A 25,694-nucleotide genomic window follows, 5' to 3' on the forward strand; every position below is an offset into this window, starting at 1 on the left:
AGTGGGGCGGTGCGGTGTCTGGAAGATCGGGTACTCACACCTCACTCCGATCCCTGTAAACTGCGCCTCTTTGGCCCAAGCACGGAGAGCCCGGCATGTCCGCTTCGATCCTGTATATCCACGGCTTCAACAGTGCGCCGGCCTCCAACAAGGCCAGTCAGTTGATCGCCGTGATGGGGGCCCTCGGCCTGGCCGACCAACTGCGTGTGCCGGCCCTGCATCACCACCCGCGTCAGGCTATTCCTCAATTGGAGCAGGCCATTGACCAACTGGGGCGGCCGCTGCTGGTCGGCAGCTCACTCGGCGGCTACTATGCAACCCATCTTGCCGAACGCCATGGTCTCAAGGCGCTGCTGGTCAACCCGGCGGTCAGCCCCCATCGGATGTTCGACGGTTACCTGGGCACCCAGAAGAACCTCTACACCGATGAGACCTGGGAGTTGACCCACGATCACGTTGCGGCGCTGGCCGAACTCGAAGTACCGGCACCCCAGGATGCCGCGCGTTATCAGGTGTGGTTGCAGACCGGGGATGAAACCCTGGATTATCGCCTCGCCCAACAGTATTACCGGGCCTGTGCCTTGCGCATCCAGGCCGGTGGCGACCATGGTTACCAGGGGTTCGCCGAGCAATTGCCGGCACTGTTGAGTTTTGCCGGCATTGGCGCAGATCAGTATCAATCCTTCGATTTTTCATCACTGTAGAAATCGCAGGTCACTTTTTAATCGAACGACTCACGACGAGACCCCATGGCCACTCCCAGCGCTAGCTCTTATAACGCCGACGCCATCGAAGTCCTCTCGGGCCTCGACCCGGTGCGCAAACGTCCCGGTATGTATACCGACACCAGTCGGCCGAACCACCTTGCCCAGGAAGTCATCGACAACAGCGTCGACGAAGCCTTGGCCGGGCACGCCAAGTCGGTACAAGTCATCCTCCATGCCGACCACTCCCTGGAAGTGTCCGACGATGGTCGTGGCATGCCGGTGGACATCCACCCTGAAGAGGGGGTATCGGGCGTCGAGCTGATCCTGACCAAGCTGCACGCTGGCGGCAAGTTCTCCAATAAGAACTACCAGTTCTCCGGTGGTTTGCACGGTGTGGGTATTTCCGTGGTCAACGCGCTGTCGACCCAGGTGCGGGTCAAGGTCAAGCGCGACGGCAACGAGTACCAGATGACCTTCGCCGATGGCTATAAAGCCACTGAGCTGGAAGTGGTCGGCACTGTTGGCAAGCGCAACACCGGTACCAGCGTGTACTTCGCCCCGGACCCGAAATACTTCGATTCGCCGAAATTTTCCATCAGCCGCCTCAAGCATGTACTCAAGGCCAAGGCTGTGTTGTGCCCCGGCCTATTGGTCAGCTTTGAAGACAAGGGCACCGGCGAGAAGGTCGAGTGGCACTACGAAGACGGCCTGCGCTCGTATCTCGAAGACTCTGTCAGCGACTTCGAACGCCTGCCCAACGAGCCATTCTGCGGCAGCCTGGCGGGTAATAAGGAAGCCGTCGACTGGGCCCTGCTGTGGTTGCCCGAAGGTGGCGACAGCGTACAGGAAAGCTACGTCAACCTGATCCCCACCGCCCAGGGCGGCACCCATGTCAACGGTTTGCGCCAGGGCTTGCTGGACGCCATGCGCGAATTCTGCGAATACCGCAGCCTGTTGCCGCGTGGCGTGAAGCTGGCGCCGGAAGACGTATGGGAGCGCATCGCGTTCGTGCTGTCGATGAAGATGCAGGAGCCGCAATTCTCCGGACAGACCAAGGAGCGCCTGTCGTCCCGTGAAGCGGCAGCGTTTGTCTCCGGTGTGGTCAAGGATGCATTCAGCCTGTGGCTCAACGAGCACCCGGAATTGGGCCTGGCCCTGGCTGAGCTGGCGATCAACAACGCCGGCCGGCGCTTGAAGGCCAGCAAAAAGGTCGAGCGCAAGCGCATCACCCAGGGCCCGGCATTGCCGGGCAAGCTGGCCGATTGCGCCGGGCAGGACCCGATGCGCTCCGAGCTGTTCCTGGTCGAAGGTGATTCCGCCGGCGGTTCCGCCAAGCAAGCGCGGGACAAGGAGTTCCAGGCGATCCTGCCGCTGCGCGGCAAGATCCTCAACACCTGGGAAGTCGACGGCAGCGAAGTGCTGGCCAGCCAGGAAGTGCATAACATCGCCGTGGCCATCGGGGTCGACCCGGGCGCAGCGGACATAAGTCAACTGCGTTACGGCAAGATCTGCATCCTCGCCGACGCCGACTCCGACGGCCTGCACATCGCCACCTTGCTGTGCGCGTTGTTCGTCCAGCATTTCCGACCGTTGGTGGATGCCGGCCACGTCTACGTCGCCATGCCGCCGCTGTATCGCATCGACCTGGGCAAAGAGATTTTCTACGCCCTGGACGAAGCCGAGCGCGATGGCATCCTCGATCGCCTGGTGGCCGAGAAGAAACGCGGTAAGCCTCAGGTCACGCGATTCAAGGGCCTGGGTGAGATGAACCCGCCGCAGCTGCGCGAAACCACCATGGACCCGAACACCCGGCGCCTGGTGCAGTTGACCCTGGAAGACTTCGCCGGCACGTCGGAGATGATGGACATGCTGCTGGCGAAGAAGCGTGCGCCGGATCGCAAGGCCTGGCTGGAATCCAAAGGCAACCTGGCCGAGGTTCTAGGCTGATGCGCACAGGCTTCGCCCTGGCAATCCTGATGTTGAGCGGGCTGGCGGCCACCCAGGTGGTTGCTGCGCCCGTGGCGGAGCTCAAGCTGGTGTCCGAGCACCCGGTGGACGGCATGCGCGGCGGCAACCTTTCGGGCCTGGCGTTGTGTGGAAAGGAACTGTGGACGGTTTCTGACCGGGATGACGACCAGATCTACCGGCTGGATACCGGCGCGCCGACCTGGAACGCCGAAGCGGTGCAGATCGATGTGCCCCCCGTGCCCGAGTCCGGTCTGCCTTGGGGGTTGCGTTCGCGCACCAAGGCGGCTTCGTTCATTCGCGGCGGTGACCTGGATTTTGAAGGCATCAGCTGTGATGCCGTGGGTAATCGCTACATTGTCAGCGAAGCCCATGCGGCGGTGTTGCAGGTCCCGGCGACTGGCGCGCCCGAATGGTTGAAAATTGCCCCTGGCATGGTGCGCGAAGCCCGGGCCAGTGGCATGTTGCTGCACTTCAATGCCTTGTTCGAAGGCCTGGCGGTAAACCCCGAGGGCAATCAGATCTGGCTGGCTGCCGAGCGTGAGCGCCGTGGCCTGATCTCGGTCAAGCGCGGCCAGAGCGTATGGGATTGCGACGGCGCCTGTGTGTTGTTGAGTGAAGCCGGCCAGGAAGTGCAGCCGGCGCAGTTTACCAACGCCAAGGCGGTATCCAAGGACTTTGCCGACCTGGCGCTGTTCAGCGGCAAGCTGTTTACCCTTGAGCGCAATGCGTTCCAGATTTGCCGGCGCGATACGCTCACGGCCAAGGTCGAGCTGTGCTGGTCGTTTGCCGACGAGATGCTCACGCCACCGCGACGTTATGCACAGGCTTATGGACTGGCCGAAGCCCTGGTGGTGGATGCCGACGGCGCGTGGATCGGTATCGACAATAATTTCGGCCCCCGCGCCGATGGTGAAAAACGCCCCATGGTCTATCGTTTCGCCGCCCCCGACGGTGGCTGGAGCGCCCAGCCATGAGCCCGCAGTTTTTTCAAATGACCCGACGCAGCGGCAGTTCCGCTGCGCGTTACCCAACAATGATGAGGCCCGCATGAGTGACATCCTCGCAGACAGCTTAGATGGCGTAGAACGCCGGTCGCTGGCTGACTTCACCGAAAATGCCTACCTCAACTACTCCATGTACGTGATCATGGACCGTGCCTTGCCGCATATCGGCGACGGCCTGAAGCCCGTGCAACGGCGCATCATCTATGCCATGAGTGAGTTGGGCCTGGACGCCGATTCCAAACACAAGAAGTCGGCGCGTACCGTCGGTGACGTGCTCGGTAAGTTCCACCCCCACGGCGATTCGGCGTGCTATGAAGCCATGGTGTTGATGGCCCAGCCGTTCAGCTATCGCTACACCCTGGTGGACGGCCAGGGCAACTGGGGGGCGCCGGACGATCCGAAGTCCTTCGCTGCCATGCGTTATACCGAGGCGCGGTTGTCGCGTTACTCCGAAGTACTGCTCAGCGAATTGGGCCAGGGCACCGCGAACTGGGGGCCGAACTTTGACGGAACCCTCGACGAACCATTGGTATTGCCGGCACGTTTGCCGAATATCCTGCTCAATGGCACCACCGGTATCGCGGTCGGCATGGCCACCGACGTACCGCCGCACAACCTGCGCGAAGTCGCCACCGCCTGCGTGCGCTTGCTGGATGAGCCCAAGGCCACGGTCGAGCAGCTTTGCGAGCATATCCAGGGCCCGGATTACCCGACCGAAGCGGAAATCATCACGCCCCGCGCCGATCTGTTGAAAATGTACGAAACCGGCAAGGGCTCGGTGCGCATGCGCGCCGTGTACCACATCGAAGACGGCGACATCATTGTCACCGCGCTGCCGCATCAGGTGTCCGGTGCCAAGGTGCTGGAGCAGATCGCCGCATTGATGCAGGCCAAGCCATCGAAACTGCCGCAAGTGGCCGACCTGCGTGACGAGTCCGATCATGAAAACCCGTGCCGCATCGTGATCATCCCGACCAATAGCCGGGTGGATCATGAAGTGCTGATGCAGCATTTGTTTGCCAGCACCGACCTGGAGTCCAGCTACCGGGTCAACGTCAATATCATTGGCCTGGACGGCAAGCCGCAGTTGAAGAACCTGCGCAATCTGCTGGTGGAATGGCTGGAGTTCCGCGTACAAACCGTGCGCCGCCGCCTGCAATTTCGCCTCGACAAGGTTGAGCGCCGCTTGCACCTGTTGGACGGTTTGCTGATTGCCTACCTCAACCTGGATGAAGTGATCCATATCATCCGTACCGCCGAGCACCCGAAGGCCGAGTTGATCGCGCGTTTCGAGCTGAGCGAAATCCAGGCTGACTACATCCTCGACACCCGCTTGCGCCAGTTGGCACGCCTGGAAGAAATGAAGCTGCGCGACGAGCAAGACGCGCTGCTCAAGGAGCAAGCCAAGCTGCAGGCGCTGCTGGGCAGCGAAGCCAAGCTCAAGAAGCTGGTGCGCAGTGAGCTGATCAAAGACGCCGAAACCTACGGCGATGACCGCCGTTCGCCTATCGTCGAGCGTGCTGAAGCGAAGGCGCTGACAGAAACCGAGCTGTTGCCTAACGAGAAAATTACCGTCGTTCTGTCGGAAAAGGGTTGGGTTCGTTCCGCCAAAGGGCATGATATTGACGCCACCGGGCTTTCGTACAAAGCTGGTGATGGCTTCAAGACCGCTGCGGCCGGGCGTTCCAACCAGTTCGCGGTGTTTATCGACTCGACCGGGCGCAGTTATTCGGTGCCGGCCCATACCCTGCCATCTGCACGAGGGCAGGGCGAGCCGTTGACCGGGCGCCTCACGCCACCACCGGGGGCGAATTTCGAGTGCGTGCTGCTGCCGGACGATGATTCGCTGTATGTCATCGCCTCCGACGCCGGTTACGGTTTCGTGGTCAAGGGTGAAGACCTGCAGGCCAAGAACAAGGCGGGCAAGGCGCTGTTGAGCCTGCCGAACAACGCCAAGGTGATCCTCCCAAGGCCGGTGGAAAACCGTGAAAGCAACTGGCTGGCGTCGGTGACCACCGAAGGGCGTTTGCTGGTGTTCAAGATCAGCGACTTGCCGCAGTTGGGCAAAGGCAAGGGCAACAAGATTATCGGGATTCCCGGCGACCGGGTGGCCAGTCGCGAAGAGTACGTGACCGACATCGCGGTGGTCCCGGAAGGCTCTACCCTGGTGCTCCAGGCCGGCAAGCGCACGTTGTCATTGCGCCCTGACGACCTGGAACACTACAAGGGCGAACGCGGTCGGCGTGGTAATAAACTGCCTCGCGGCTTCCAGCGAGTGGACGCCTTGCTGGTGGAAACGCCGGTTTAAGCTGTACTAGAGGCCTCGATCTACGATTTAACGCGTAGATCGACGCTTTCGCGCTGGAGTCATGGCGCATATTCACGGATGATATGGCCTTTCCAGCGCCGGCGTGGCCGAGCGTGTCAGGTTATTTTTAGTATTACATTGTGGTTCGCCTTGTGGCAGCCACCTGGATGGGATGATGACTGCTCCACGCCTTCCTCTATTTTTGATGCTCGCTGGCCTTTTAGGGCTGGCGGGTTGCAGCACGCACCAGCCAGTGTCGCTGTACCAGCTGGACAGCGGAAGTCCGGCTCAGCCAGCCCAGACAGCGGGCATGGCGGTATTGCTTGGCCCGGTAGTCGTTGCCGATTACCTGCAACGTGAAACCCTGCTACAACGTCAGAACGACGGCAGCCTGCAAGGTTCCACCGATGGTCGTTGGGCAGGCAGCCTGTCGTCCGATATCAATCAACTGATGTTGCGCCAGGTGGCCGGCCAACTGGACAGCCAGCGCGTAGTGCTGGCACCAGGGCCATCCGGGTTTGCTCCGGATGTGCAGGTGCTGTTGACGATCACGCGGCTTGACTCCGGCAAGTCGCAACCCGCGATTCTGGATGCACAGTGGCGCCTGATCGACCGTCGCGGGCAAGTGCGGGATAACCGCATCGTACATCTGCAGGAAGAGCACGCCGGCACCACCGCGTCCCAGGTCCAGGCCCAGGGTGTGCTGTTGCAGCACTTGGCACAGCAGTTGTCGGTGGCGCTCAAGCCACTGGCCAACCAGCCGCCGGTCGCTGCCGAGACACCCCGCAAACAGGCTTCCCAGCCCAAGCCGGCAGCTCCGGAAAAGCCTAAGATGCCGATGGCTACCCCGATTCGTACGGATCTGGAAGTGTTCAGGTTCTGATCTGAATCCTGCACAAACAAAAAGGCCCGCATACACTGCGGGCCTTTTTTGTTTGTCTGCGATTTAAGCTGCACCACACATCAAATGTGGGAGGGGGCTTGCCCCCGATAGCGCAGTAGCAGTTAGCACATCATTAACTTAACTGCCACCATCGGGGCATAGGTATCTACACAACTTTGGGGCGACGCTGGACCTGTGGCGAGGGAGCTTGCTCCCGTGACGGACTGACAGCCGACGCTGATCTAACTGACGCACCGCGATCCAATGTGGGAGCTGGCTTGCCTGCGAATGCGGCCTTAAAGCCGACCAGGATCTCGGGTCAGACCGCGTACATATCCGTTCCTGCGGTAATGGCTGCTATTGGTTCCGCTTTTACAGCGGGTCACTTTTGAAGAGCCCAAAAGTAACCAAAAGGCTCTTGCCCCACCACTCGGCACCTCGCTCAGGCTCGGTGTGCCCGGAATTCGTGGTTACCGTCGGCTGCTACAGCCTACAAAGTTGTGTAGATACCTATGGCCATCGGGGGCAAGCCCCCTCCCACAAGGTTCCTACGCTGTTTGTCAGGGCCTGGTGCGGGTCTCATGCATCCGCGCCAACTGCCGCTCCAACATCGATGGATACGGCTCCATCAACCGCTCCACACAGCTGGCCCCTTCAGGGCTGGCAATCGGACGGATGCGGGCGCGTTGGCGGATCAGCGTGTCTTCACTGATCTTGCGTTCCACCAACAGCAGGTTGCGGCTGTGCTGGGACAAGGCCAGGGCATCCTGGGCGATTTCGGTCAGCAGCAGGTCGATCTGGCTCATGCCAAACAGGTCATCGCCCACCGTCAGGCCAAGCTGCAGTTGCAGAGTGATGCCGCTGTCGGCCACTTCGATCTGCAGGGCATGGCCCAGGGCGCGCAATAGCTCGCCGCAGCAGATGGCGTTGGTCAGGTAGTCTTCGCCGCTGTCTTCGCTGTGGAACAGCATCAGCGTGCTGCCATCGTTCAGGGTGTGCAGTTCGCTCTGGTAGAGCGAAGCGGCCTGGTCGAGGCAGTCGCGGTAGCGTTCGAGCAGTTCGGTCAGGCGGGCACGGGGCAGGCGGCGCAGTTGTTCCTGGGCACCCAGTTGCACGGCGAGTACGGCGCTGTGCTGCGGCTCGGTATTCCTGTCCACCGCAACCGGCTTCGGCGCAACAGCTGGGGCCACGGCCGAGGTATCGCGCAGGTCGGCGAACGGGTCTTCGTCGTCCAGTTCATCTTCCTCGGCCTTGATCACATGGCGCGGCGCTGGCTTCAGACCGGCTACCGGCGCGCTTTCGTCGAAGCCTGGGTCGCGCAGGTCGCGTACCTCAAACTCCGGCTCGTCGTTGTAGTCGTCGGTGTCGTCGTATTCTGGCTCCGGTTCGACTTCCGGCACTTTAGGTTCCGGTGCAAAGCTGGCGTGAAGCTGGCGCGCGAGGTCGCCGATTTCGTCCTGGCGATCGGTGGCCGGTGTGTGTTCGTCGATATCCCGCAGCCAGATGCGCAGTTGCATCAACGGCGTGGAGATATGCCGCCCGAGGCGCAGGCTCAAGGCCAGGGCCAGGGCCAGCAGGATCGCGCTCAAGATGCCCATGCTCTGCAGGCTGATGGTCATCGGCTGCTGAAACTGCTGCATATCAAGGCTGATACGCAGTTGGCCGGCCTTCACATCCTGAAAGGTGATATTGCTCTGGTACAGGCCCTCGGCTTCACCCAACAGGCCGTTCTTCGGGCGCTGCCCGGCCTCGGCCATGATACGGTTGTCCACGCTATAGATAGCGGCGTGGGCCACGAGCGGGTTCTTGGTCAGGTTGTTGAGCAGTACGTTGAGGCTGAGGATGTCGTTGGACACCAGCAACTCAGTCGCCGACGTGGCAGTCTGGGTCGTCAGGCTCTCGCCCAGGGCGTCGGCTTGCTCGTGCATGGCCTGCTTGAACTGCAAACCCATCACGCAGGCGTAGATCACCAGGGCCAAAGCGACCAGGATCACGTTATGGCTGGCGATGCGTAATGCGATCGGTACACGGCGGTGGCGCAGTGCCCGGAAGATCAGCAGGAAGAAGTTATCGGTTTTTACTGGCGTGGGCCGGTTCACTTGCGCTCGGCTCTTGGTCCGTGAAGTTGACGCGCAGTATAGCGACAGGCCCATGGCCGGCAAAGCGCTGGCTGTGCCCGATGGTCACTGAAAGTGGGTAGAATGCGGTTTTTTTCCAGCCTGGGGGTGCGCTTTGCGCGAAATTGTCCTGATCAACATCACAGGTCTTGACCGACCGGGTCTCACCGCGGCCATTACCGGCGTCCTGGCCCAGGGTGGTGTGAACATTCTCGACATCGGCCAGGCGGTGATCCACGACACCCTGTCGTTCGGAATCCTGGTGGAAATCCCCAGCACCGAGCAGGCCTCGTCGGTACTCAAGGACATCCTGTTTACGGCCTATAAGCTGGATCAACAGGTGCGTTTCACTCCGGTGTCCGAAGCGGACTACCAGCACTGGGTGGAAGGCCAGGGCAAAAAACGCCATATCGTCACCCTGTTGACCCGCAAGGTCACGGCCGAGCAGTTGCAACGTGTCAGCTCCATTACCGCGCAGTACGGTTTGAATATCGACCATATCGACCGTCTTTCGGGTCGCATGCCATTGGATACCCCTGCTGATAAGGGCAAGGGCTGCATCGAGTTCTCCGTGCGCGGCGAGCCGGCGGATGCGCAAGCGCTACGTGCCGAATTCCTCAGCGTGGCCCAGGAGCTGAATGTCGATATCGCCTTCCAGGAAGATTCGCTGTTCCGTCGCAACCGTCGCCTGGCGGTGTTCGACATGGACTCCACCCTGATCGAAGCCGAAGTCATTGACGAGCTGGCCAAGGCGGCCGGTGTGGGCGAGCAAGTGTCCGCGATTACCGAGCGGGCGATGGCCGGTGAGCTGGATTTCCGGGCCAGCTTCAAGGAACGCCTGGTGCTGCTCAAGGGGCTGGACGTGAGCGTGCTGGACTCCATCGGCGCGTCACTGCGCCTGACCGAGGGCGCCGAGGTTCTGTTCGCCGAACTCAAGCGCCTGGGCTACAAGACCGCCATCCTGTCGGGCGGCTTCACCTACTTCGCCAAGCAGTTGCAGGCGAAGTTGGGTATTGACTATGTATTCGCCAACGAGTTGGAAGTGGTGGATGGCAAAGTGACCGGCGTGGCCGTCGAGCCGATTGTCGATGCGCAGCGCAAGGCGGATCTGCTCAAGGAACTGGCCCACAAGGAAGGCTTGCGCCTGGAGCAGACCATTGCGGTCGGCGACGGCGCCAATGACTTGCCGATGCTGGCGATTGCCGGGTTGGGCGTGGCGTTCCGTGCCAAGCCGTTGGTCAAGCAATCGGCCAAGCAGGCGATTTCGACCTTGGGGCTGGATGGCGTGCTGTATCTGCTGGGCTTGCGCGACCGCGACGGTCAGCTCTGAAAAATGTGGGAGGGGGCTTGCCTCCTCCCACATTTTGTTCCTCACAGGGTTTGAATCAGGCTTTAGGTGTGGCGATTGCCTGGCCCATCTGCACTGGCGCACCCGCCAACAACGCTTCGGTCCATTTCACCTGGTCTGGCCCGAACAGCACGATGGCGGTCGAGCCCAGCTTGAAGCGACCCATCTCCGCACCTTTTTCCAGGTGAATCGGCGCGCGGGCAGCTTCGTCATAGCGGAAGGTTTTCAGCTCGCGCTTGGGTGGCGTGACCAGGCCGGCCCACACTGTTTCAATCGACGCCACGATCATCGCACCCACCAACACCACCGCCATCGGGCCGCGTTCCGTGTCGAACAGGCAGACCGCCCGCTCGTTGCGCGCAAACAGCTCCGGCACGTTTTCGGCGGTGGTCTGGTTGACCGAGAAAATCCGTCCTGGCACGTACACCATCTCGCGCAAGGTGCCGGCCAGTGGCATGTGCACGCGGTGGTAGTCCTTCGGCGACAGATAAATAGTGGCGAAGTCGCCACCCATGAATGGTGCAGCCAGTGCCGCGTCGCCGCCGAGCAATTCCAGCACACTGAAGCTGTGGCCCTTGGCCTGGAAGATGCGGCCATGCTCGATCGGGCCTACCTGACTGACGGCGCCGTCGGCCGGGCTGAGTACCGCGCCCGGCGTCGGGTCCAGCGGGCGGGCGTCGTCTTTCAAGGCGCGGGTGAAGAAGGCATTGAAGTGCTCGTAGGCGGTCAGGTCTTCAACCAGGGCCTGGGACATGTCCACTTGGTAGCGCTTGGCGAACCAGGCGGTGAAGGCGTTTTTGAACCAGCGCACGCGGCACTCGGCAACGCAGCCGGCCAAGCGTGAGAGCAAGTGGTGTGGGAGCAAATACTGGCTGAGGATAAACAACTGCTTTTTCATAACTGTCCTTAAACCTTAAATCTCAACGGGGGTGTCGGGGTGGTTGCCCCATTCGCCCCAGGAACCGGCATAACCTTTGACTCGCGGATATCCGAGCGCCTTGGCCACCAGGTAGGTGAAGCCAGAGCGGTGGTGAGTCTGGCAGTGGGTGATGATTTCTTTATCGCGGGTCAGCCCGAGGTCTTCGAGGACCTGCGGCATGTCACGGCGGATACGCAGGTTGCGCGCCTTGTCCATGCCCTCGGTCCATTCGAAATTTACCGCGCCGGGGATGTGACCGCCTTTGGCCGCGAGCACTTTCTCGCCGGAATACTCCAGCGGGCCGCGGGCGTCCCAGATACCCAGATCGGCTGCACCGAGGCGGCTTTGCAGGTATTCGCGGGTAGCGGTGGGGCCATCGTGCAGCGTGAGGCTGACCGGGCCGCCGACCGGTGCGGGTACATCGGTGGAGAGCGGAAGCTTTTCCTCGAGCCACGCCAGCAGGCCACCGTCGAGGTAGTGATATTTCGTGTGGCCGATCACGTCGAGCATCCAGATAAAGCGCCCGGCCCAGCCGCCGCCTTCGTCGTCATAGACCACGTAGGTCGCCTCCGGGGTGTGGCCCAGTTCGCCGAACAGTTTTTCCAGGTCGGCTTGGCTGGGCAGCAGGCCGGGTGCCGGGGGCTGGCCCAGTTGGGTGCGCTTGGGGTCAACGAAATGCGCGCCGGGGACATGCCCTGCGGCGTAGCGGGCGGCACTGGTGAGGTCCACCACAATCAGGTGTTCGGCATCAAGGCGGCCAAGCAGAACGCTGGATTCGATCACCAGCGGCAAGCCAGAGAAGTCAGGCATGTGAGGTCTCCTGGGCACAAATGTTGGCGTTTAAAGACCGCGATTGTAGCGCAAGCATCAGGTGCTGCGGTTGGTAAAGCTGTGCAAGGCCTTTTCGATGCATTGGGCGGTTTTGCCGAACGCCTGCACGGTGGTTTCCGAGAACGGGCCGCCGCCCTGGTCCGCGACGATCAGCATCACCACGCGGCCGTTGCAACTCAAAGAGCGCAACAGCAAGTGCTCGCCGGTGAACAAGCGACGCAGGACCGGCGGCAGCAAAGCCGAGAACTGCGCATGGTTGTCGGGGCTGAGCCGCACCTGTGCGGGTTTTTCCAGCAGGCGTTGCAGCAATGTGCTGTTAATTACATCCAGGCTCAGGTGCGCGGCGTCCTTGGGCAACCCGTCGGCCTGATGCACGCGCAAGGTACTCAAGGCGCGATCGGCCATGAGCAGCAAAACCCGCTGCATACCGCTGGCTACCAAGGCGTTCTTGGCGCAGGTGGTCAAGTGCATGGCATTGGCGAAGCGATTTGGCTCGACCAGCAGCTCGGTGCAGTGCTTGCGCCACACAGCCAGGGACTCGGCGGTGGGCGGCGGCGCCGGCAGCAGACCGCGATGGACCTTCTGCACGTGCCAAGGCCAGATCAGCGACAGCGCCGGGTGCCAGAGGTCAGGCATCAAGGTAGTGCGGGCGCTGGTCACCGCCTGCTGGTGCACCTGCTGCTGCACGTCACTCAGTGGCGCTTGCAGGTACAGCGCGGTGAGGTGTTGCCAACGCTCGGTGTGCGGGCAGGTCCAGGATTCCTGGGCCGACATCGCCAGGCCGTTGGCCAGCAACACGGTGTTGGCCGGCTGGTTCAGCCAGCGGCGCAGGTTGGGCTCGGCATCGAGCAGTTGCTGGTGGCGCAGGGCATCGTCTTCGCGGGCAATGTGCAGCGCCTTGACCAGCAAACGCTGTTCCGCCAGCAGCAGCTTGTAGCCCTGTGACACCCAGATCGGCAGGTGCCAGGCGTGGGTCAACTCCAGGCAAAGGTCCAGCAAGCGCACGCCGAACAACTCTTGCTCGACCTGGCGCGCCGACTGGCCTTTATGGATCACCCGCAGCTCCCATTCCTCCAGGAGCTTGGGGAAGGCGACGGCCATCGGCCACAGCGGTGACAGAAACAGCAGGCTGCCCCAGTGGATGTCCTGCCACAACCGTGCCAAGCGGCTGCCGAACAAACCGTTGGCTTGCTGGGATGCGTGCTGGCTCACCAGTAGCAATTGGCGCAACGCAACGGGGATTTCCTGGGCTGGCACCGAGGGCAGGCGTACCAGCAGTTGCTCGGCACGCTCGAGGCCGAGGCGGTTAAGCGCGACTTCGAGGTTTTCCGCAGGTTCGGCCAGGCTGCCATGGGTTTGACTGTTGGCTTCGCGCATGACGCTGAGCACCAAGGCCGGACTGTCTTGCATCAGCTCGGCAATATCTCGCACTGAACTGCGACTATCGCGAATGGCCTTGCATACGCGTTCATGGCTGGCCTGGGGCACGGGCAGCAGCACATCGTCCAGGCGCTTGATCCAAGCGGCGAGGGTGGTGGGTTTTGCATTGGATACGGTCGTTTCGTTTGCCATGATTGGGGCGCGATCATCACTTGCGTTTAATACGCCCGGAACGGGCCGAATTGGCTTTTCGCCTTAACGGGCTATAGTCTGGCGCAGTTTTGCCGATAAGTAGAACAAGAGTTTTGTGCAACACCCAATATGTCCATGAACCCGACGGCGCAAGTACCCATCTCCTATGGCTAAAATTATCGGCATCATTGTCGTCATCGCAAGTGTGCTCGGAGGGTACGTCCTCTCCCACGGTAAAATCGCCGCGTTGATTCAACCTTTCGAAGTGCTGATTATCGGCGGCGCGGCGTTTGGCGCATTCTTGCAGGCCAACCCCGGCTACATGACCATGCATGTGATCAAGAAGTCGCTGGGCATGTTCAGTTCGCGCTTCTCACACACCTTCTATCTGGAGGTGCTGGGGCTGATCTACGAGATCCTCAACAAGAGCCGCCGTGAAGGCATGATGGCGATCGAAGGCGATATCGAAGACGCCGCCGCCAGCCCGATTTTCGCCAAGTACCCGGCGGTGCTCAAAGACGAGCGCATGACCGCGTATATCTGTGATTACCTGCGCATCATGTCCTCCGGCAACATGGCGCCCCACGAGCTGGAAGGCCTGTTCGACATGGAGTTGTTCAGCCTCAAGGAAGAGCTGGAGCATCCGTCCCACGCCGTGACCGGCATCGCCGACGGTATGCCGGGTTTTGGTATTGTCGCGGCCGTACTGGGTATCGTGGTGACCATGGCCTCCCTTGGCGAGGGCGACCAGGCGGCCATCGGCATGCACGTCGGCGCGGCGCTGGTGGGGACCTTCTTCGGTATTCTCGCGGCCTATGGTTTCTTTGGGCCCCTTGCCACATCCCTGGCCCACGATGCCAAGGAAGAGGTCAACCTCTATGAAGCGATCAAGGCGTGCCTGGTAGCGTCCGCGTCGGGCATGCCGCCGTCGCTGGCCGTGGAGTTCGGGCGCAAGGTGCTGTACCCGAAGCATCGCCCAAGTTTCTCCGAGCTGGAACAAGCGGTTCGCGGTCGCTAAGCCATGGAAAACAACCAGCCAATCATCATCAAGCGCGTCAAGCGCTTCGCTGCGGGGCACCATGGTGGTGCCTGGAAAATCGCCTTCGCAGACTTCGCCACGGCAATGATGGCGTTCTTTCTGGTGCTGTGGCTGATGTCTACCGCCACGCCGGAGCAGAAGATCGCCATCGCCGGTTACTTCAAAGACCCGATTGGCTTTTCGGAAAGCGGCACGCCCTTCGTGATCGACCTGGGCGGCTCGCCGCAATTGGCGCCTGAACGCACCATCAACCCGGAAGTGCAGACCGAATCGCCCCAGGAAAAAATCCCGATCGAGCGCGATACGGTTGAAACCATGGCCGAGCAGGTCGAGCAGGAGCGCCTGGAGCTGTTGCTGCAGGAATTGCAGAATAAGGTTGAGGAAAATCCGCAGCTGCTGAAGTTCAAGGATCAGATTTCCTTCGAGATCACCCCCGAGGGGCTGCGCATCCAGATTACCGACGCCGCCAACCGGCCGATGTTCGACTCCGGCAGCGCGCGCTTGAAGCCGTACTTTGAAGACATCCTGCTGGCCATGGCGGACACCATCAAGGCGGTGCCGAACAAGATCAGCATCAGCGGCCATACCGATGCCAAGCCTTACGCGGGCCAGGGCGACTTCGGCAACTGGGAACTCTCGGCCAACCGCGCCAACGCCGCCCGCCGTGCGCTGGTGGCCGGCAGCTATCCAGACCCGCAAGTGGCGCGAGTGGTAGGTTTTGCTTCCTCGCAGTTGTTTGATCCCAAGGACCCGTTCAACCCAGTCAACCGCCGCATTGATATCGTGGTACTGACCAAAAAGGCCCAGCGTGCGATTGAGGGCGACCAGCCGCCGCCACCGACACCGACCCAGGGTGATGGCGCCCCCGGTGAAGTGCCTGCCGACCCGAACGCGCTGCCACCGGAACAGGTGCCGCTGCCGGCCCATGAGCTGCGGCAGAAGTTGAACCTGTTTGATGATGGCGGGGTGAAGGATCCTACGGTGCCTGCGCCGGGGTCGTAACTGACCGCTACAACAGAAACGAAAGCGCCTCGAATCAGTCGGGGCGTTTTCGTTTCAGGTCAAAGCGGGAGGTACGCTTTGACGCCGCCGATCACGCCATGCATATCATCGGCGCACAGGCGGGGCACGAAGTACTCTCGGCCTTTGGAGCGGGTCTTTCTGTGCAGTTTGTCGAGGCGTTCGAAGCTGACCGTGTAAATCATGTCGCACTTACCCATAGCTCTTTATAGCCGTCGGACTGAAGTGGGTTGGTGCGTAGCAGATGGTGCCAGTCATGCTGGATTTCTGGCGCGGTGGAGGATATTGGCACCACGGTACAGAGCTTGCGATTATGAGTGGCGGTAGGAGATATCACTACGACCTTGCGGATCTTCAGCATTTCGGGAGCAACGAAGCCTCGCGTGAAGTCGCACAACAGCACATCGCCTTGTTTGGGGTGATAGTAGAGAGCCAAATGTTAATTCCCCACAAAAAGCAAAGCCGCCCGAAGGCGGCTTCATTCGACACGCAGCGGAGCTTGCTTCGCCCCTTCTGCGCCGCTGGATCAACCCCGAAAAGGATCCAGACTCCTGCCAGCTTTTGCTGGTGACGGAGCAATTATGGGCATCAAGAAAACCGAATACAAGCAGGCTTGTGTTCACTAGCCGCCTAGTTGGCTCGAATTCTTGATGCCTACTCCCATTAAATCAATGGACTAGCAGGATCATCGGCCTGATTTATATGTATCAAGAAATTGACCGTCAATAATTGCTCTCAGGCAAGCTCGCAATAATCGACCGATAGCTGTTCATCCGCTGCTGTTGCACTCGGCCATCTTCCAAGGCCTTGAGCAACGCACAACCCGGCTCGCGGTCGTGCTTGCAGTCGCGGAAGCGGCAGGTACCGATCAGGTCGTTGAATTCGATGAAGCCTGCTTCCACATCGCTGCGGCTGACGTGGCCGAGGCCGAATTCACGGATGCCCGGGGAGTCGATCAATTCGCCGCCGCCGGGGAAGTGGAACAACCGCGCGGTGGTGGTGGTGTGAGTGCCCTGGCCGGACAGCTCCGACAGTGGGCCGACGCGGGTGTCGACTTCCGGCAACAAACTGTTGACCAGCGAGGACTTGCCCACGCCGGACTGGCCGACAAACACGCTGATGCGCCCGTCCAACTGCTGTTGCAGTTGTTCCATGCCGTTGCCGTGATGGGCCGAGACCTCCAGCACCGGGTAGCCCAGGGTGCGGTAGACCGCCAGCAACGCATTGAGCGCCGGGGCGTTCTGCTCGTCGATCAGGTCGAATTTGTTCAGCAGCAACAGTGGGCGGATGCCTGCATGCTCGGCCGCGACCAGGTAGCGGTCGATCAGGTTGGCATGGGGCTCGGGCAGCGGCGCGAACACGATCACGATCATGTCGACGTTGGCGGCTACCGGCTTGAGCTGGCCACGGCTGTCGGGGCGGCGCAGTTCGGTGCTGCGTGGCAATTGGGCGACGATCACGCCGATGCCCTGATTGCCGGCACGCCATACGACTTTGTCGCCGGTGACCAGTGCAGGCAGGTTGGCGCGCAGGTGGCAACGGGATACCGAGCCTGCGAGCTCGCCTTCCAGCGCCTCGACCTCGACCTGCACACCGAAGTGCGCGATCACCAGGCCGGTTTGTTCTGGGCCCAGGTCGCCGCCCTCGAGTGCTTCCACGGCGGAGGATTCACGTTTGGCGGCGCGTGCGGCGCGTTCACCTTGAATCTTTTCGATGCGCCAGTTTTGGCGACGATTGAGCTGGCGTTTGGCCATTGGTGTTCCGTGTCGATAATGCAAAGGTTAGGTAAAACGGTCGCGAGTCTAGCACGCCCCCGCCTGCTAAACTGCCTGGCTACGCCAAGGTGCCAAGAGAATCAAGCCATGCAAAACCCACAAAACCTGATTTGGATCGATCTGGAAATGACCGGTCTGAACCCTGACACCGACGTCATTATCGAGATGGCGACCATTGTCACCGACAGCAACCTCAACACCTTGGCCGAAGGTCCGGTGATCGCCATTCACCACAGCGACGCTGTGCTCGCCACCATGGACGAGTGGAACACCCGCACCCACGGTAACTCCGGCCTGACCCAGCGCGTGCGCGACAGCCGCATCAGCATGGCCGAAGCCGAAGCTGAAACCATCGCCTTCCTTGAAAAATGGGTGCCCAAGGGCAAGTCGCCGATCTGCGGCAACAGCATCTGCCAGGACCGTCGCTTCCTTTATACGCATATGAAGGCGCTGGAGAGCTACTTCCACTATCGCAACCTCGACGTGTCGACGTTGAAAGAGCTGGCTGCGCGATGGGCTCCGGAGGTCAAAGACAGCTTCCATAAAGGCAGCACGCACCTGGCGCTGGATGATATTCGCGAGTCGATTGCCGAGTTGCAGCATTATCGCAAGCATTTCATCAAGGCTTGAAAACGGGGCGACATGCTGAACATGTGGGAGGGGTTTGCAAATCCAAGTGTGGGAAAGCGTTTGCCCCCTTTTGGTGCCATCAGCAAATGATTAGACTGCCGGCCTCTCTGCAAGGATCGCCATCATGTTGCTGATGCTCTACCTCATCGCCATCACCGCGGAAGCCATGACTGGCGCGTTGTCCGCCGGCCGGCGTGGCATGGACTGGTTTGGCGTGGTGCTGATCGCCTGCGTGACAGCCCTGGGCGGTGGTTCGGTGCGCGATGTATTGCTTGGTCACTACCCGCTGACATGGGTAAAACACCCGGAATACCTGGTGCTGACCTCCGTTGCGGCATTGGTGACGATCTTTATCGCACCGCTGATGCGCCGCCTGCGCTCGCTGTTTTTGGCGCTGGATGCTTTGGGCTTGGTGGCGTTCACCCTGATCGGCTGCATGACCGCCCTGGAAATGGGCCACGGCATGCTGGTGGCATCGGTCAGCGGGGTGATCACCGGGGTGTTCGGCGGCATCCTGCGGGATATCTTCTGTAACGATATTCCGCTGATTTTTCGCCGGGAGCTGTACGCCAGCGTGTCATTCCTGGCCGCGTGGTTCTATCTGCTGTGCCTGTATCTGGAACTGCCCAGCGAACAAGCAATTCTGCTGACGCTATTCAGCGGCTTTTTATTGCGCCTGCTGGCGATCCGTTTTCACTGGGAAATGCCCAAGTTCGTCTACAACGACGACGTACACTAGCGGGCCGCGTGCTGGTTCAGCGCCCATTCCACATGCTCGCGCACCAACTCCGACGGGTAATCCCGTCGCGCCTTCAAGGCTTCCAAAACCGGAATGCTCGACGGCGCATTGCCCAGGCCTACCGCCAGGTTGCGCAGCCAGCGCTCGTACCCGGCGCGGCGCAAGGGTGATCCCTCGGTACTGCTGAGGAATTTATCCTCGTCCCACATAAACAGTTCGGCAAGTTCCGCGTTATCCAGATTGTGCCGTGGCTTGAAATCGCTTTCGGCGGTAGGTCGGGCGAAACGATTCCACGGGCAAACGATCTGACAGTCATCGCAGCCAAATACGCGGTTACCGATCAGTGGGCGCAGGTCCTCGGGGATGGCGCTCTTGAGTTCGATGGTCAGGTAGGAAATGCAGCGCCGGGCGTCCAGCACGTAAGGGCCGACGAAGGCATTGGTGGGGCAGATGTCCAGGCAGGCGGTGCAGCGGCCGCAGTGTTCGGTGGCGTGGGGTGGGTCCACCGGCAGCGGCAGATCCACAAACAGTTCGCTCAGGAAGAAATAACTGCCGGCCTTGCGGTTGAGTACCAGGGTGTTTTTACCGATCCAACCCAGTCCGGCTTGTTCGGCGATGGCTTTCTCCAATACGGGGGCGCTGTCGACAAAGGCGCGAAAGCCGAAGGGGCCGATCTGTGCCTGGATGCGATCGGCCAATTGCTGCACGCGCTTGCGGATCAGCTTGTGGTAGTCGCGGCCCAGGGCGTAGCGCGAGATGTAGGCTTTTTCCGGCTTGGCCAGCAGTTGTGCCATCTGGGTGTCGCCGGGCAGGTAGTCCATGCGCAGCGACACCACGCGCAAGGTGCCGGGCACCAGTTCGTCGGGATGCGAACGTTTGCTGCCGTGGGCGCCCATGTAGTCCATCTCGCCGTGGTAACCCGCGTCGAGCCAGCGTTGCAGGTGCTGTTCATGCTCAGCCAGGTCGAGGCCGCTGATGCCGACTTGCTGAAAGCCCAGCTCGCGGCCCCAGTCTTTGATCGATTGGGCGAGGGCGGGCAGATCGGAAGTAATAGCAGGCATGAGACACAGGAAACCACAGGTTAGATGCGTATAATTCTGCCAGACATCGGAGCTTGAAGACGCATGCCTCAGACAAAACACGAAATAACCGACGTGCAGCCCCTGTTACCCGGCCATTTGCCGCAACTGGCTGCGCGTTCCCCGGACGCCCATAAAGGCCTGTTCGGCCATGTATTAGTGATCGGTGGTGACCGCGGCTTTGGTGGTGCGGCGTTACTGAGTACCGAAAGTGCCCTACGCGGCGGTGCGGGCATGGTGTCCCTGGCGACCCGCCCAGAGCACGTGCCCGCCGCCCTGGCACGGCTGCCGGAAGTGATGACCATGGGGGTCAGTTCGGCCAACCAGTTGATGGGCATGTTGGAGAAGATTTCCGTTATTGTCATTGGCCCGGGCCTGGGCGCCGCGTCATGGGGTAAAAGTTTGCTTTCCTTGGCGGCCAATGCTCCTCAGCCGCAAGTCTGGGACGCTGACGCCTTGAATCAGCTGGCTACCGGCAATGTCAGCCTTCCTGTCGACAGTGTCATTACTCCGCATCCCGGCGAGGCCGCGCGTTTGTTGGGCATTTCGACAGCCGAGGTTCAGGCGGACCGCCTTAAGGTGGCGCGCGCGTTGAGCGAGAAATTTAATGCGGTGGCTATCCTCAAGGGGGCTGGCAGTTTGATTGCTAGCCCGGACGGACGTGTTTCCCGCTGTGATCAAGGCCATCCGGCCATGGCGACGGCTGGGCTTGGTGATGTCTTGGCCGGCCTGGTCGGCGCGTTATTGGCCCAGGGCATGCCCGCCTATGAGGCAAGTTGCCTGGCGGTATGGTTGCACGCCACGGCGGGAGATCGCCAAGGCAGCTTTGGTCGCGGCTTGGCGGCCAGCGATTTGATCCCTGCCATCCGTCAATTGCTGGAGGAGCAATCCCCGTGCCTGAAGTAATCCTGTTCCTGGCGAATGAAGACGCCATGGTCACGTTCGGTCATCGCATCGCGCAGCTGACGAGTGGGGCGGGGCTGATTTTTCTTGTGGGAGACTTGGGCGCGGGCAAAACCACGCTGTCCCGTGGGATTATTCGCGGGCTGGGCCATATGGGGGCGGTAAAAAGTCCGACGTTCACTCTGGTAGAACCCTACGAGATCGGTGACGTGCGTGCCTTCCACTTCGACCTCTATCGCCTGGTAGACCCCGAAGAGCTGGAGTTCATGGGCATCCGTGATTATTTCGACGAAGACGCGCTATGCCTGATCGAATGGCCAGATAAAGGCACAGGCTTTTTGCCAAAGCCAGACATGACCATTACCATTACGCCGCATGAGCACGGACGTCAGCTGAAGTTGTTGCCCCAGAGCGAGCGCGCTAAAGCGTGGTGCGCCGCTCTGGCATTGGAATTCAAATAAAATTGGTGGGGTTAGGTATGCGCTTTCGCGCGTTGGTTGCTGTCGTGGGGGTGTTGCTTGCGGCAATGACTGTCAATGCTCTGGCTGCTTCACAGGTAAAGAGCGTTCGCCTGTGGCGGGCGCCGGATAACACGCGACTGGTGTTCGACCTGTCTGGACCGGTCCAGCACAGCGTCTTTACCCTGACGGCGCCTGATCGCCTGGTGATCGACATCAACGGTGCCAGCCTGGCCGCGCCCTTGAAGGTTTCTACCGCCAACACGCCAATTACCGCCATGCGCTCGGCCCAGCGTACGCCGACCGACCTGCGCGTGGTCATCGACCTGAAAAAGGCCGTGACCCCCAAAAGTTTCTCCCTGGCACCCAACGCCCAATACGGCAACCGCCTGGTGGTCGACCTGTTCGACAACCCTGCCGACGCCGCTCCGCCGCCTGCACCGACGCCGAGCGTGGCGACGGTACCGGCGGTGCCGGTCAACCCCTCGCAACCCCAGGTCAAGTTGCCGCCGCCGCCACCCGCACCGGCAGGCAAGCGCGACATCATCGTGGTGATCGACGCCGGCCACGGTGGCGAAGACCCAGGTGCTTCCGGCTCCCGCGGCCAGCATGAGAAAGACGTGGTACTGGCGATCGCCCGCGAGCTGCAGCGCCAGATCAACGGCATGAAGGGCTACCGCGCCGAGCTGACCCGTACCGGTGACTACTTCATTCCGTTGCGTGGCCGTACCGAAATCGCCCGTAAGAAGGGTGCTGACCTGTTCGTGTCGATCCACGCCGACGCCGCCCCGTCCACCGCTGCCTTTGGTGCTTCGGTGTTTGCCCTGTCGGATCGCGGCGCCACCTCCGAGACCGCTCGCTGGCTGGCCGACAGTGAAAACCGTTCCGACTTGATCGGCGGGGCCGGCAACGTGTCCCTCGACGATAAGGACAAGATGCTCGCCGGCGTGCTGCTCGACCTGTCGATGACCGCCTCGCTGACCTCAAGCCTGAACGTCGGCCAGAAAGTCCTGAGCAACATCGGTCGCGTCACCTCGCTGCACAAACAGCGCGTGGAGCAGGCCGGGTTCATGGTGTTGAAGTCGCCGGATATCCCGTCGATCCTGGTGGAAACCGGGTTTATCTCCAATGCCAACGAAGCCTCGAAGCTGGCCAGCGCCAGCCATCAGCAGGCGTTGGCACGCTCGATCAGCGCTGGCGTGCGCCAGTTCTTCCAGCAGAACCCGCCGCCGGGCACCTATATCGCCTGGCTGCGCGACTCCGGCAAGATCGCCCAGGGCCCGCGGGACCATCGCGTGCAGCCCGGTGACACCGTTGCCATGCTGGCAGTACGTTTCCAAGTCACGCCTGCGGCCTTGCGCAGCGCCAATAACCTGAAAACCGATGAGCTGAAGATCGGCCAGGTCTTGACCATTCCCGGCACTGAATTGGCGGCGCAATAATGAGCGAGTCCATTTTGAATAGCGGCTCGCGCATCGAATTACTCAGCCCGCGCCTGGCGAACCAGATTGCCGCAGGTGAGGTGGTTGAACGCCCGGCTTCGGTGATCAAGGAGTTGCTGGAAAACAGCATCGACTCCGGCGCCAAGCGCATCGATGTCGACGTGGAGCAGGGCGGCGTCAAGCTGCTGCGGGTGCGTGATGACGGCAGCGGCATCTCCGCCGATGACCTGCCGCTGGCCCTGGCCCGTCACGCCACCAGCAAGATCCGCGACCTGGAAGACCTGGAGCGAGTCATGAGCCTGGGCTTTCGTGGTGAGGCCCTGGCCTCTATCAGCTCCGTGGCCCGCCTGACCTTGACCTCCCGCACCCGCAGTGCCGAGCAAGCCTGGCAAGTGGAAACCGAAGGTCGCGACATGGCGCCTCGGGTCCAGCCGGCTGCGCACCCGGTGGGCACTTCGGTGGAAGTACGCGACCTATTCTTCAATACCCCGGCACGGCGCAAATTCCTCAAAGCCGAGAAAACCGAATTCGATCACCTGCAAGAGGTCATCAAGCGTCTGGCCCTGGCGCGCTTCGATGTGGCGTTCCATCTGCGCCACAACGGCAAGACCATCCTCAGCCTGCATGAAGCCCACGACGACGCCGCACGCGCTCGCCGGGTGGCGGCAGTGTGCGGTAGCGGGTTCCTGGAGCAGGCACTGCCGATTGAGATCGAACGCAATGGCCTGAGGCTGTGGGGCTGGGTCGGGTTGCCGACGTTTTCCCGTAGCCAGGCCGACTTGCAGTATTTCTTTGTGAACGGCCGTGCGGTACGCGACAAGCTGGTGGCCCACGCGGTGCGCCAGGCCTACCGCGACGTGCTGTTCAACGGGCGGCACCCGACGTTTGTGCTGTTCTTTGAGGTCGACCCGTCGGTGGTCGACGTCAACGTGCACCCGACCAAGCACGAAGTGCGCTTCCGTGATGGGCGTATGGTGCATGACTTCCTGTATGGCACGTTGCACCGCGCCTTGGGCGATGTGCGTCCGGATGACCAATTGTCAGCGCCGATTGTCACGGCCGTGGTACGGCCAACTGGCCCGCAAGCCGGTGAGTTTGGCCCCCAGGGTGAAATGAGCCTGGCGGCCAACCTGCTGCAATCGCCGCAGTCGCAACCGACCTACACGGCGCCGAACTCGGGTGCCGGTGCGGGCTATCAGTATCAATACACGCCGCGCCCGCAATCGACGGTGCCGGTGGCCGAGGCCCAGGCGGCGTACCGTGAGTTTTTTGCGCCGCTGCCGGGTGCCGAGCCGGGTATTGCTCCTTCATTGCCGGAAGGCGGCGGTGATATCCCGCCATTGGGTTACGCCCTGGCGCAGCTCAAGGGCATCTATATCCTCGCTGAAAACGCTCATGGCCTGGTGCTGGTGGATATGCACGCCGCCCACGAACGAATCATGTACGAGCGCCTGAAGATTGCCATGGCCAGCGAAGGCCTCAGCGGCCAGCCGCTGCTGGTGCCGGAATCCCTGGCGGTGAGCCAGCGCGAGGCCGATTGTGCCGAAGAACATCACAGTGTGTTCCAGAAGCTTGGCTTTGAATTGCAGCGCTTGGGCCCGGAAACCCTGGCGATCCGTCAGATTCCCGCGCTGCTCAAGCAGGCCGAGGCCAACCGCCTGGTGGCAGACGTGCTGGCAGACCTGATGGAGTACGGCACCAGTGACCGTATCCAGGCGCATATCAATGAGCTGCTCGGCACCATGGCCTGCCACGGCGCCATCCGCGCCAATCGTCGCCTGGCCCTGCCGGAAATGAACGGCCTGCTGCGTGACATGGAAAACACCGAGCGCAGCGGCCAATGCAACCATGGCCGGCCGACCTGGACCCAGATGGGTCTGGAAGATCTGGACAAACTCTTCCTGCGCGGCCGTTGATGAGTGCCTTGCCCCCCGCGATCTTCCTGATGGGCCCCACGGCCGCCGGCAAGACCGACCTGGCCATCGAGCTGACCAAGGTGTTGCCATGCGAGCTGATCAGCGTTGACTCTGCCCTGGTTTACCGGGGCATGGACATTGGTACCGCCAAGCCGTCGAAAGCGTTGTTGGCCCAGTATCCGCACCGTTTGATCGACATCATCGACCCGGCCGAGAGCTATTCGGCAGCGGATTTTCGCACCGATGCCTTGGCGGCCATGGCCGAGATCACCGCGCGGGGCAATATTCCGCTGCTGGTGGGGGGTACGATGCTTTACTACAAGGCTTTGCAGGAAGGTTTGGCCGATATGCCGCCCGCCGATGCCCAAGTGCGCGCCGAACTCGAAGAACAGGCTGCACGCCTTGGCTGGCAAGCCCTGCACGATCAATTGTCTGCGGTGGATCCGGTGTCGGCGGCGCGCATTCACCCCAATGACCCCCAGCGTCTTACCCGCGCCTTGGAAGTCTGGCGCGTGAGTGGCCAGACCATGACTGAACACCGGCTCAAACAAAGTGCGCAAAGTGCTGACGCAGGCGCATCTGGTCAGTCACAATTGCCCTATACTGTGGCGAACCTGGCCATCGCTCCGGCAAATCGCCAGGTGCTGCATGAACGAATTGCACAAAGATTCACAATTATGTTGGAACAGGGGTTTGTGGAGGAGGTCGTAGCACTGCGTTCAAGAGGTGACTTGCATCCCGGGTTGCCTTCGATACGCGCTGTAGGCTACCGCCAAGTCTGGGATCATCTGGATGGCAAGCTGACGTCAGCCGAAATGCAGGAGCGCGGCATCATTGCCACGCGCCAATTGGCGAAGCGCCAGTTCACCTGGCTGCGCAGCTGGAGCGAATTGCACTGGTTGGACAGCCTGGACAGCGACAATCTGTCACGCGCCTTGAAATACTTGGGAACGGTCTCCATATTGAGCTGAGTCCTTGCAATTGCCGTCTATCCTTGGGGGTGTGGCGGCCATAAGCTATCTATTTTCCGATTTTT

The 25,694-nt window shown here is 61.3% G+C and carries 22 protein-coding genes; 15 read left to right on the top strand and 7 right to left on the bottom strand.

Translation table 11 applies throughout. From position 1 onward, the window contains the following. The first annotated feature begins 95 nt into the window (after positions 1 to 95). From TU73_RS01895 to TU73_RS01915, 5 genes are all read left to right on the top strand, one after another. On the top strand, positions 96 to 704 hold the full coding sequence (locus TU73_RS01895; protein WP_057010720.1) for a YqiA/YcfP family alpha/beta fold hydrolase: 609 nt from the start codon (positions 96 to 98) through the stop codon (positions 702 to 704). 45 nt (positions 705 to 749) lie between these two features. Next, the gene (parE, locus tag TU73_RS01900) at positions 750 to 2,654 is read left to right on the top strand and encodes a DNA topoisomerase IV subunit B (RefSeq protein WP_057010721.1); all 1,905 of its coding nucleotides are present in this window, start codon (positions 750 to 752) and stop codon (positions 2,652 to 2,654) included. Continuing rightward, positions 2,654 to 3,649, top strand: a complete 996-nt coding sequence (locus TU73_RS01905; RefSeq protein WP_057010722.1) for an esterase-like activity of phytase family protein — start codon at positions 2,654 to 2,656, stop codon at positions 3,647 to 3,649. The genes parE and TU73_RS01905 overlap by 1 nt, the downstream gene beginning before the upstream one ends. A 73-nt stretch (positions 3,650 to 3,722) precedes the next feature. Next, on the top strand, positions 3,723 to 5,987 hold the full coding sequence (gene parC / locus TU73_RS01910; RefSeq protein ID WP_057010723.1) for a DNA topoisomerase IV subunit A: 2,265 nt from the start codon (positions 3,723 to 3,725) through the stop codon (positions 5,985 to 5,987). Between the two features lie 172 nt (positions 5,988 to 6,159). Then, positions 6,160 to 6,870: a PqiC family protein gene (locus TU73_RS01915; RefSeq protein WP_057010724.1), complete on the top strand. Its 711-nt coding sequence runs from the start codon at positions 6,160 to 6,162 to the stop codon at positions 6,868 to 6,870. Between the two features lie 560 nt (positions 6,871 to 7,430). On the opposite strand, the gene TU73_RS01920 is transcribed toward TU73_RS01915, so the two are convergent. After that, positions 7,431 to 8,969, bottom strand: a complete 1,539-nt coding sequence (locus TU73_RS01920; RefSeq protein ID WP_057010725.1) for an AhpA/YtjB family protein — start codon at positions 8,967 to 8,969, stop codon at positions 7,431 to 7,433. Between the two features lie 133 nt (positions 8,970 to 9,102). Here TU73_RS01920 and serB point away from each other — a divergent pair, with 133 nt between their 5' ends. Continuing rightward, positions 9,103 to 10,317 carry a phosphoserine phosphatase SerB gene (serB, locus tag TU73_RS01925; RefSeq protein ID WP_057010726.1) on the top strand — a complete coding sequence of 405 codons (1,215 nt, stop codon included), beginning with the start codon at positions 9,103 to 9,105 and terminating at the stop codon, positions 10,315 to 10,317. Between the two features lie 55 nt (positions 10,318 to 10,372). On the opposite strand, the gene asd is transcribed toward serB, so the two are convergent. The 3 genes from asd to TU73_RS01940 are packed head-to-tail and all read right to left on the bottom strand — an operon-like array spanning position 10,373 to position 13,657. Next, positions 10,373 to 11,233: an archaetidylserine decarboxylase gene (asd, locus tag TU73_RS01930; RefSeq protein ID WP_057010727.1), complete on the bottom strand. Its 861-nt coding sequence runs from the start codon at positions 11,231 to 11,233 to the stop codon at positions 10,373 to 10,375. Between the two features lie 15 nt (positions 11,234 to 11,248). Then, the gene (locus TU73_RS01935; RefSeq protein ID WP_057010728.1) at positions 11,249 to 12,064 is read right to left on the bottom strand and encodes a rhodanese-like domain-containing protein; all 816 of its coding nucleotides are present in this window, start codon (positions 12,062 to 12,064) and stop codon (positions 11,249 to 11,251) included. 57 nt (positions 12,065 to 12,121) lie between these two features. After that, the gene (locus tag TU73_RS01940) at positions 12,122 to 13,657 is read right to left on the bottom strand and encodes an HDOD domain-containing protein (protein ID WP_057010729.1); all 1,536 of its coding nucleotides are present in this window, start codon (positions 13,655 to 13,657) and stop codon (positions 12,122 to 12,124) included. Between the two features lie 166 nt (positions 13,658 to 13,823). On the opposite strand from TU73_RS01940, the gene motA reads away from it, so the two are divergent. Continuing rightward, a complete protein-coding gene (motA, locus tag TU73_RS01945; RefSeq protein WP_005784209.1) occupies positions 13,824 to 14,675 on the top strand; it encodes a flagellar motor stator protein MotA in 852 nt (283 codons plus the stop codon). A 3-nt stretch (positions 14,676 to 14,678) separates the two neighbouring features. Beyond that, positions 14,679 to 15,698, top strand: coding sequence for a flagellar motor protein MotB (motB, locus tag TU73_RS01950; protein ID WP_057010730.1), 1,020 nt, complete (start codon positions 14,679 to 14,681; stop codon positions 15,696 to 15,698). A 199-nt stretch (positions 15,699 to 15,897) separates the two neighbouring features. Here the strand turns inward: motB and TU73_RS29265 are convergent, their stop codons facing one another. Together TU73_RS29265 and rsgA are read right to left on the bottom strand one after the other, a co-directional pair. Next, complete coding sequence (locus TU73_RS29265) at positions 15,898 to 16,152, bottom strand: type II toxin-antitoxin system PemK/MazF family toxin (protein WP_231984750.1); 255 nt, start codon at positions 16,150 to 16,152, stop codon at positions 15,898 to 15,900. A 286-nt stretch (positions 16,153 to 16,438) separates the two neighbouring features. Beyond that, positions 16,439 to 17,470 carry a small ribosomal subunit biogenesis GTPase RsgA gene (rsgA, locus tag TU73_RS01960; RefSeq protein ID WP_043047889.1) on the bottom strand — a complete coding sequence of 344 codons (1,032 nt, stop codon included), beginning with the start codon at positions 17,468 to 17,470 and terminating at the stop codon, positions 16,439 to 16,441. 108 nt (positions 17,471 to 17,578) lie between these two features. Here rsgA and orn point away from each other — a divergent pair, with 108 nt between their 5' ends. After that, positions 17,579 to 18,121 (top strand): oligoribonuclease, encoded by a 543-nt coding sequence (orn, locus tag TU73_RS01965; protein WP_010213620.1) that lies wholly within the window; start codon positions 17,579 to 17,581, stop codon positions 18,119 to 18,121. Positions 18,122 to 18,242: 121 nt separating this feature from the next. Continuing rightward, the gene (locus tag TU73_RS01970; protein ID WP_172833454.1) at positions 18,243 to 18,860 is read left to right on the top strand and encodes a trimeric intracellular cation channel family protein; all 618 of its coding nucleotides are present in this window, start codon (positions 18,243 to 18,245) and stop codon (positions 18,858 to 18,860) included. Here the strand turns inward: TU73_RS01970 and queG are convergent. Then, on the bottom strand, positions 18,857 to 19,921 hold the full coding sequence (queG, locus tag TU73_RS01975; RefSeq protein WP_057010731.1) for a tRNA epoxyqueuosine(34) reductase QueG: 1,065 nt from the start codon (positions 19,919 to 19,921) through the stop codon (positions 18,857 to 18,859). The two genes, TU73_RS01970 and queG, sit on opposite strands and share 4 nt — an antisense overlap. 63 nt (positions 19,922 to 19,984) lie before the next feature. Here queG and TU73_RS01980 point away from each other — a divergent pair, with 63 nt between their 5' ends. The 5 genes from TU73_RS01980 to miaA are packed head-to-tail and all read left to right on the top strand — an operon-like array spanning position 19,985 to position 25,629. Next, on the top strand, positions 19,985 to 20,845 hold the full coding sequence (locus tag TU73_RS01980) for an NAD(P)H-hydrate dehydratase (RefSeq protein WP_057010732.1): 861 nt from the start codon (positions 19,985 to 19,987) through the stop codon (positions 20,843 to 20,845). Next, positions 20,833 to 21,303 carry a tRNA (adenosine(37)-N6)-threonylcarbamoyltransferase complex ATPase subunit type 1 TsaE gene (gene tsaE, locus TU73_RS01985; RefSeq protein WP_057010733.1) on the top strand — a complete coding sequence of 157 codons (471 nt, stop codon included), beginning with the start codon at positions 20,833 to 20,835 and terminating at the stop codon, positions 21,301 to 21,303. The genes TU73_RS01980 and tsaE overlap by 13 nt, the downstream gene beginning before the upstream one ends. A gap of 17 nt (positions 21,304 to 21,320) precedes the next feature. Then, positions 21,321 to 22,742, top strand: a complete 1,422-nt coding sequence (locus TU73_RS01990; RefSeq protein ID WP_057010734.1) for an N-acetylmuramoyl-L-alanine amidase — start codon at positions 21,321 to 21,323, stop codon at positions 22,740 to 22,742. Continuing rightward, complete coding sequence (gene mutL, locus TU73_RS01995) at positions 22,742 to 24,658, top strand: DNA mismatch repair endonuclease MutL (RefSeq protein ID WP_057010735.1); 1,917 nt, start codon at positions 22,742 to 22,744, stop codon at positions 24,656 to 24,658. The genes TU73_RS01990 and mutL overlap by 1 nt, the downstream gene beginning before the upstream one ends. After that, positions 24,658 to 25,629: a tRNA (adenosine(37)-N6)-dimethylallyltransferase MiaA gene (miaA, locus tag TU73_RS02000; RefSeq protein WP_057010736.1), complete on the top strand. Its 972-nt coding sequence runs from the start codon at positions 24,658 to 24,660 to the stop codon at positions 25,627 to 25,629. The genes mutL and miaA overlap by 1 nt, the downstream gene beginning before the upstream one ends. Positions 25,630 to 25,694: the final 65 nt, after the last annotated feature.

The sequence above is a fragment of the Pseudomonas libanensis genome (assembly GCF_001439685.1).
Lineage (GTDB): Bacteria > Pseudomonadota > Gammaproteobacteria > Pseudomonadales > Pseudomonadaceae > Aquipseudomonas > Aquipseudomonas libanensis.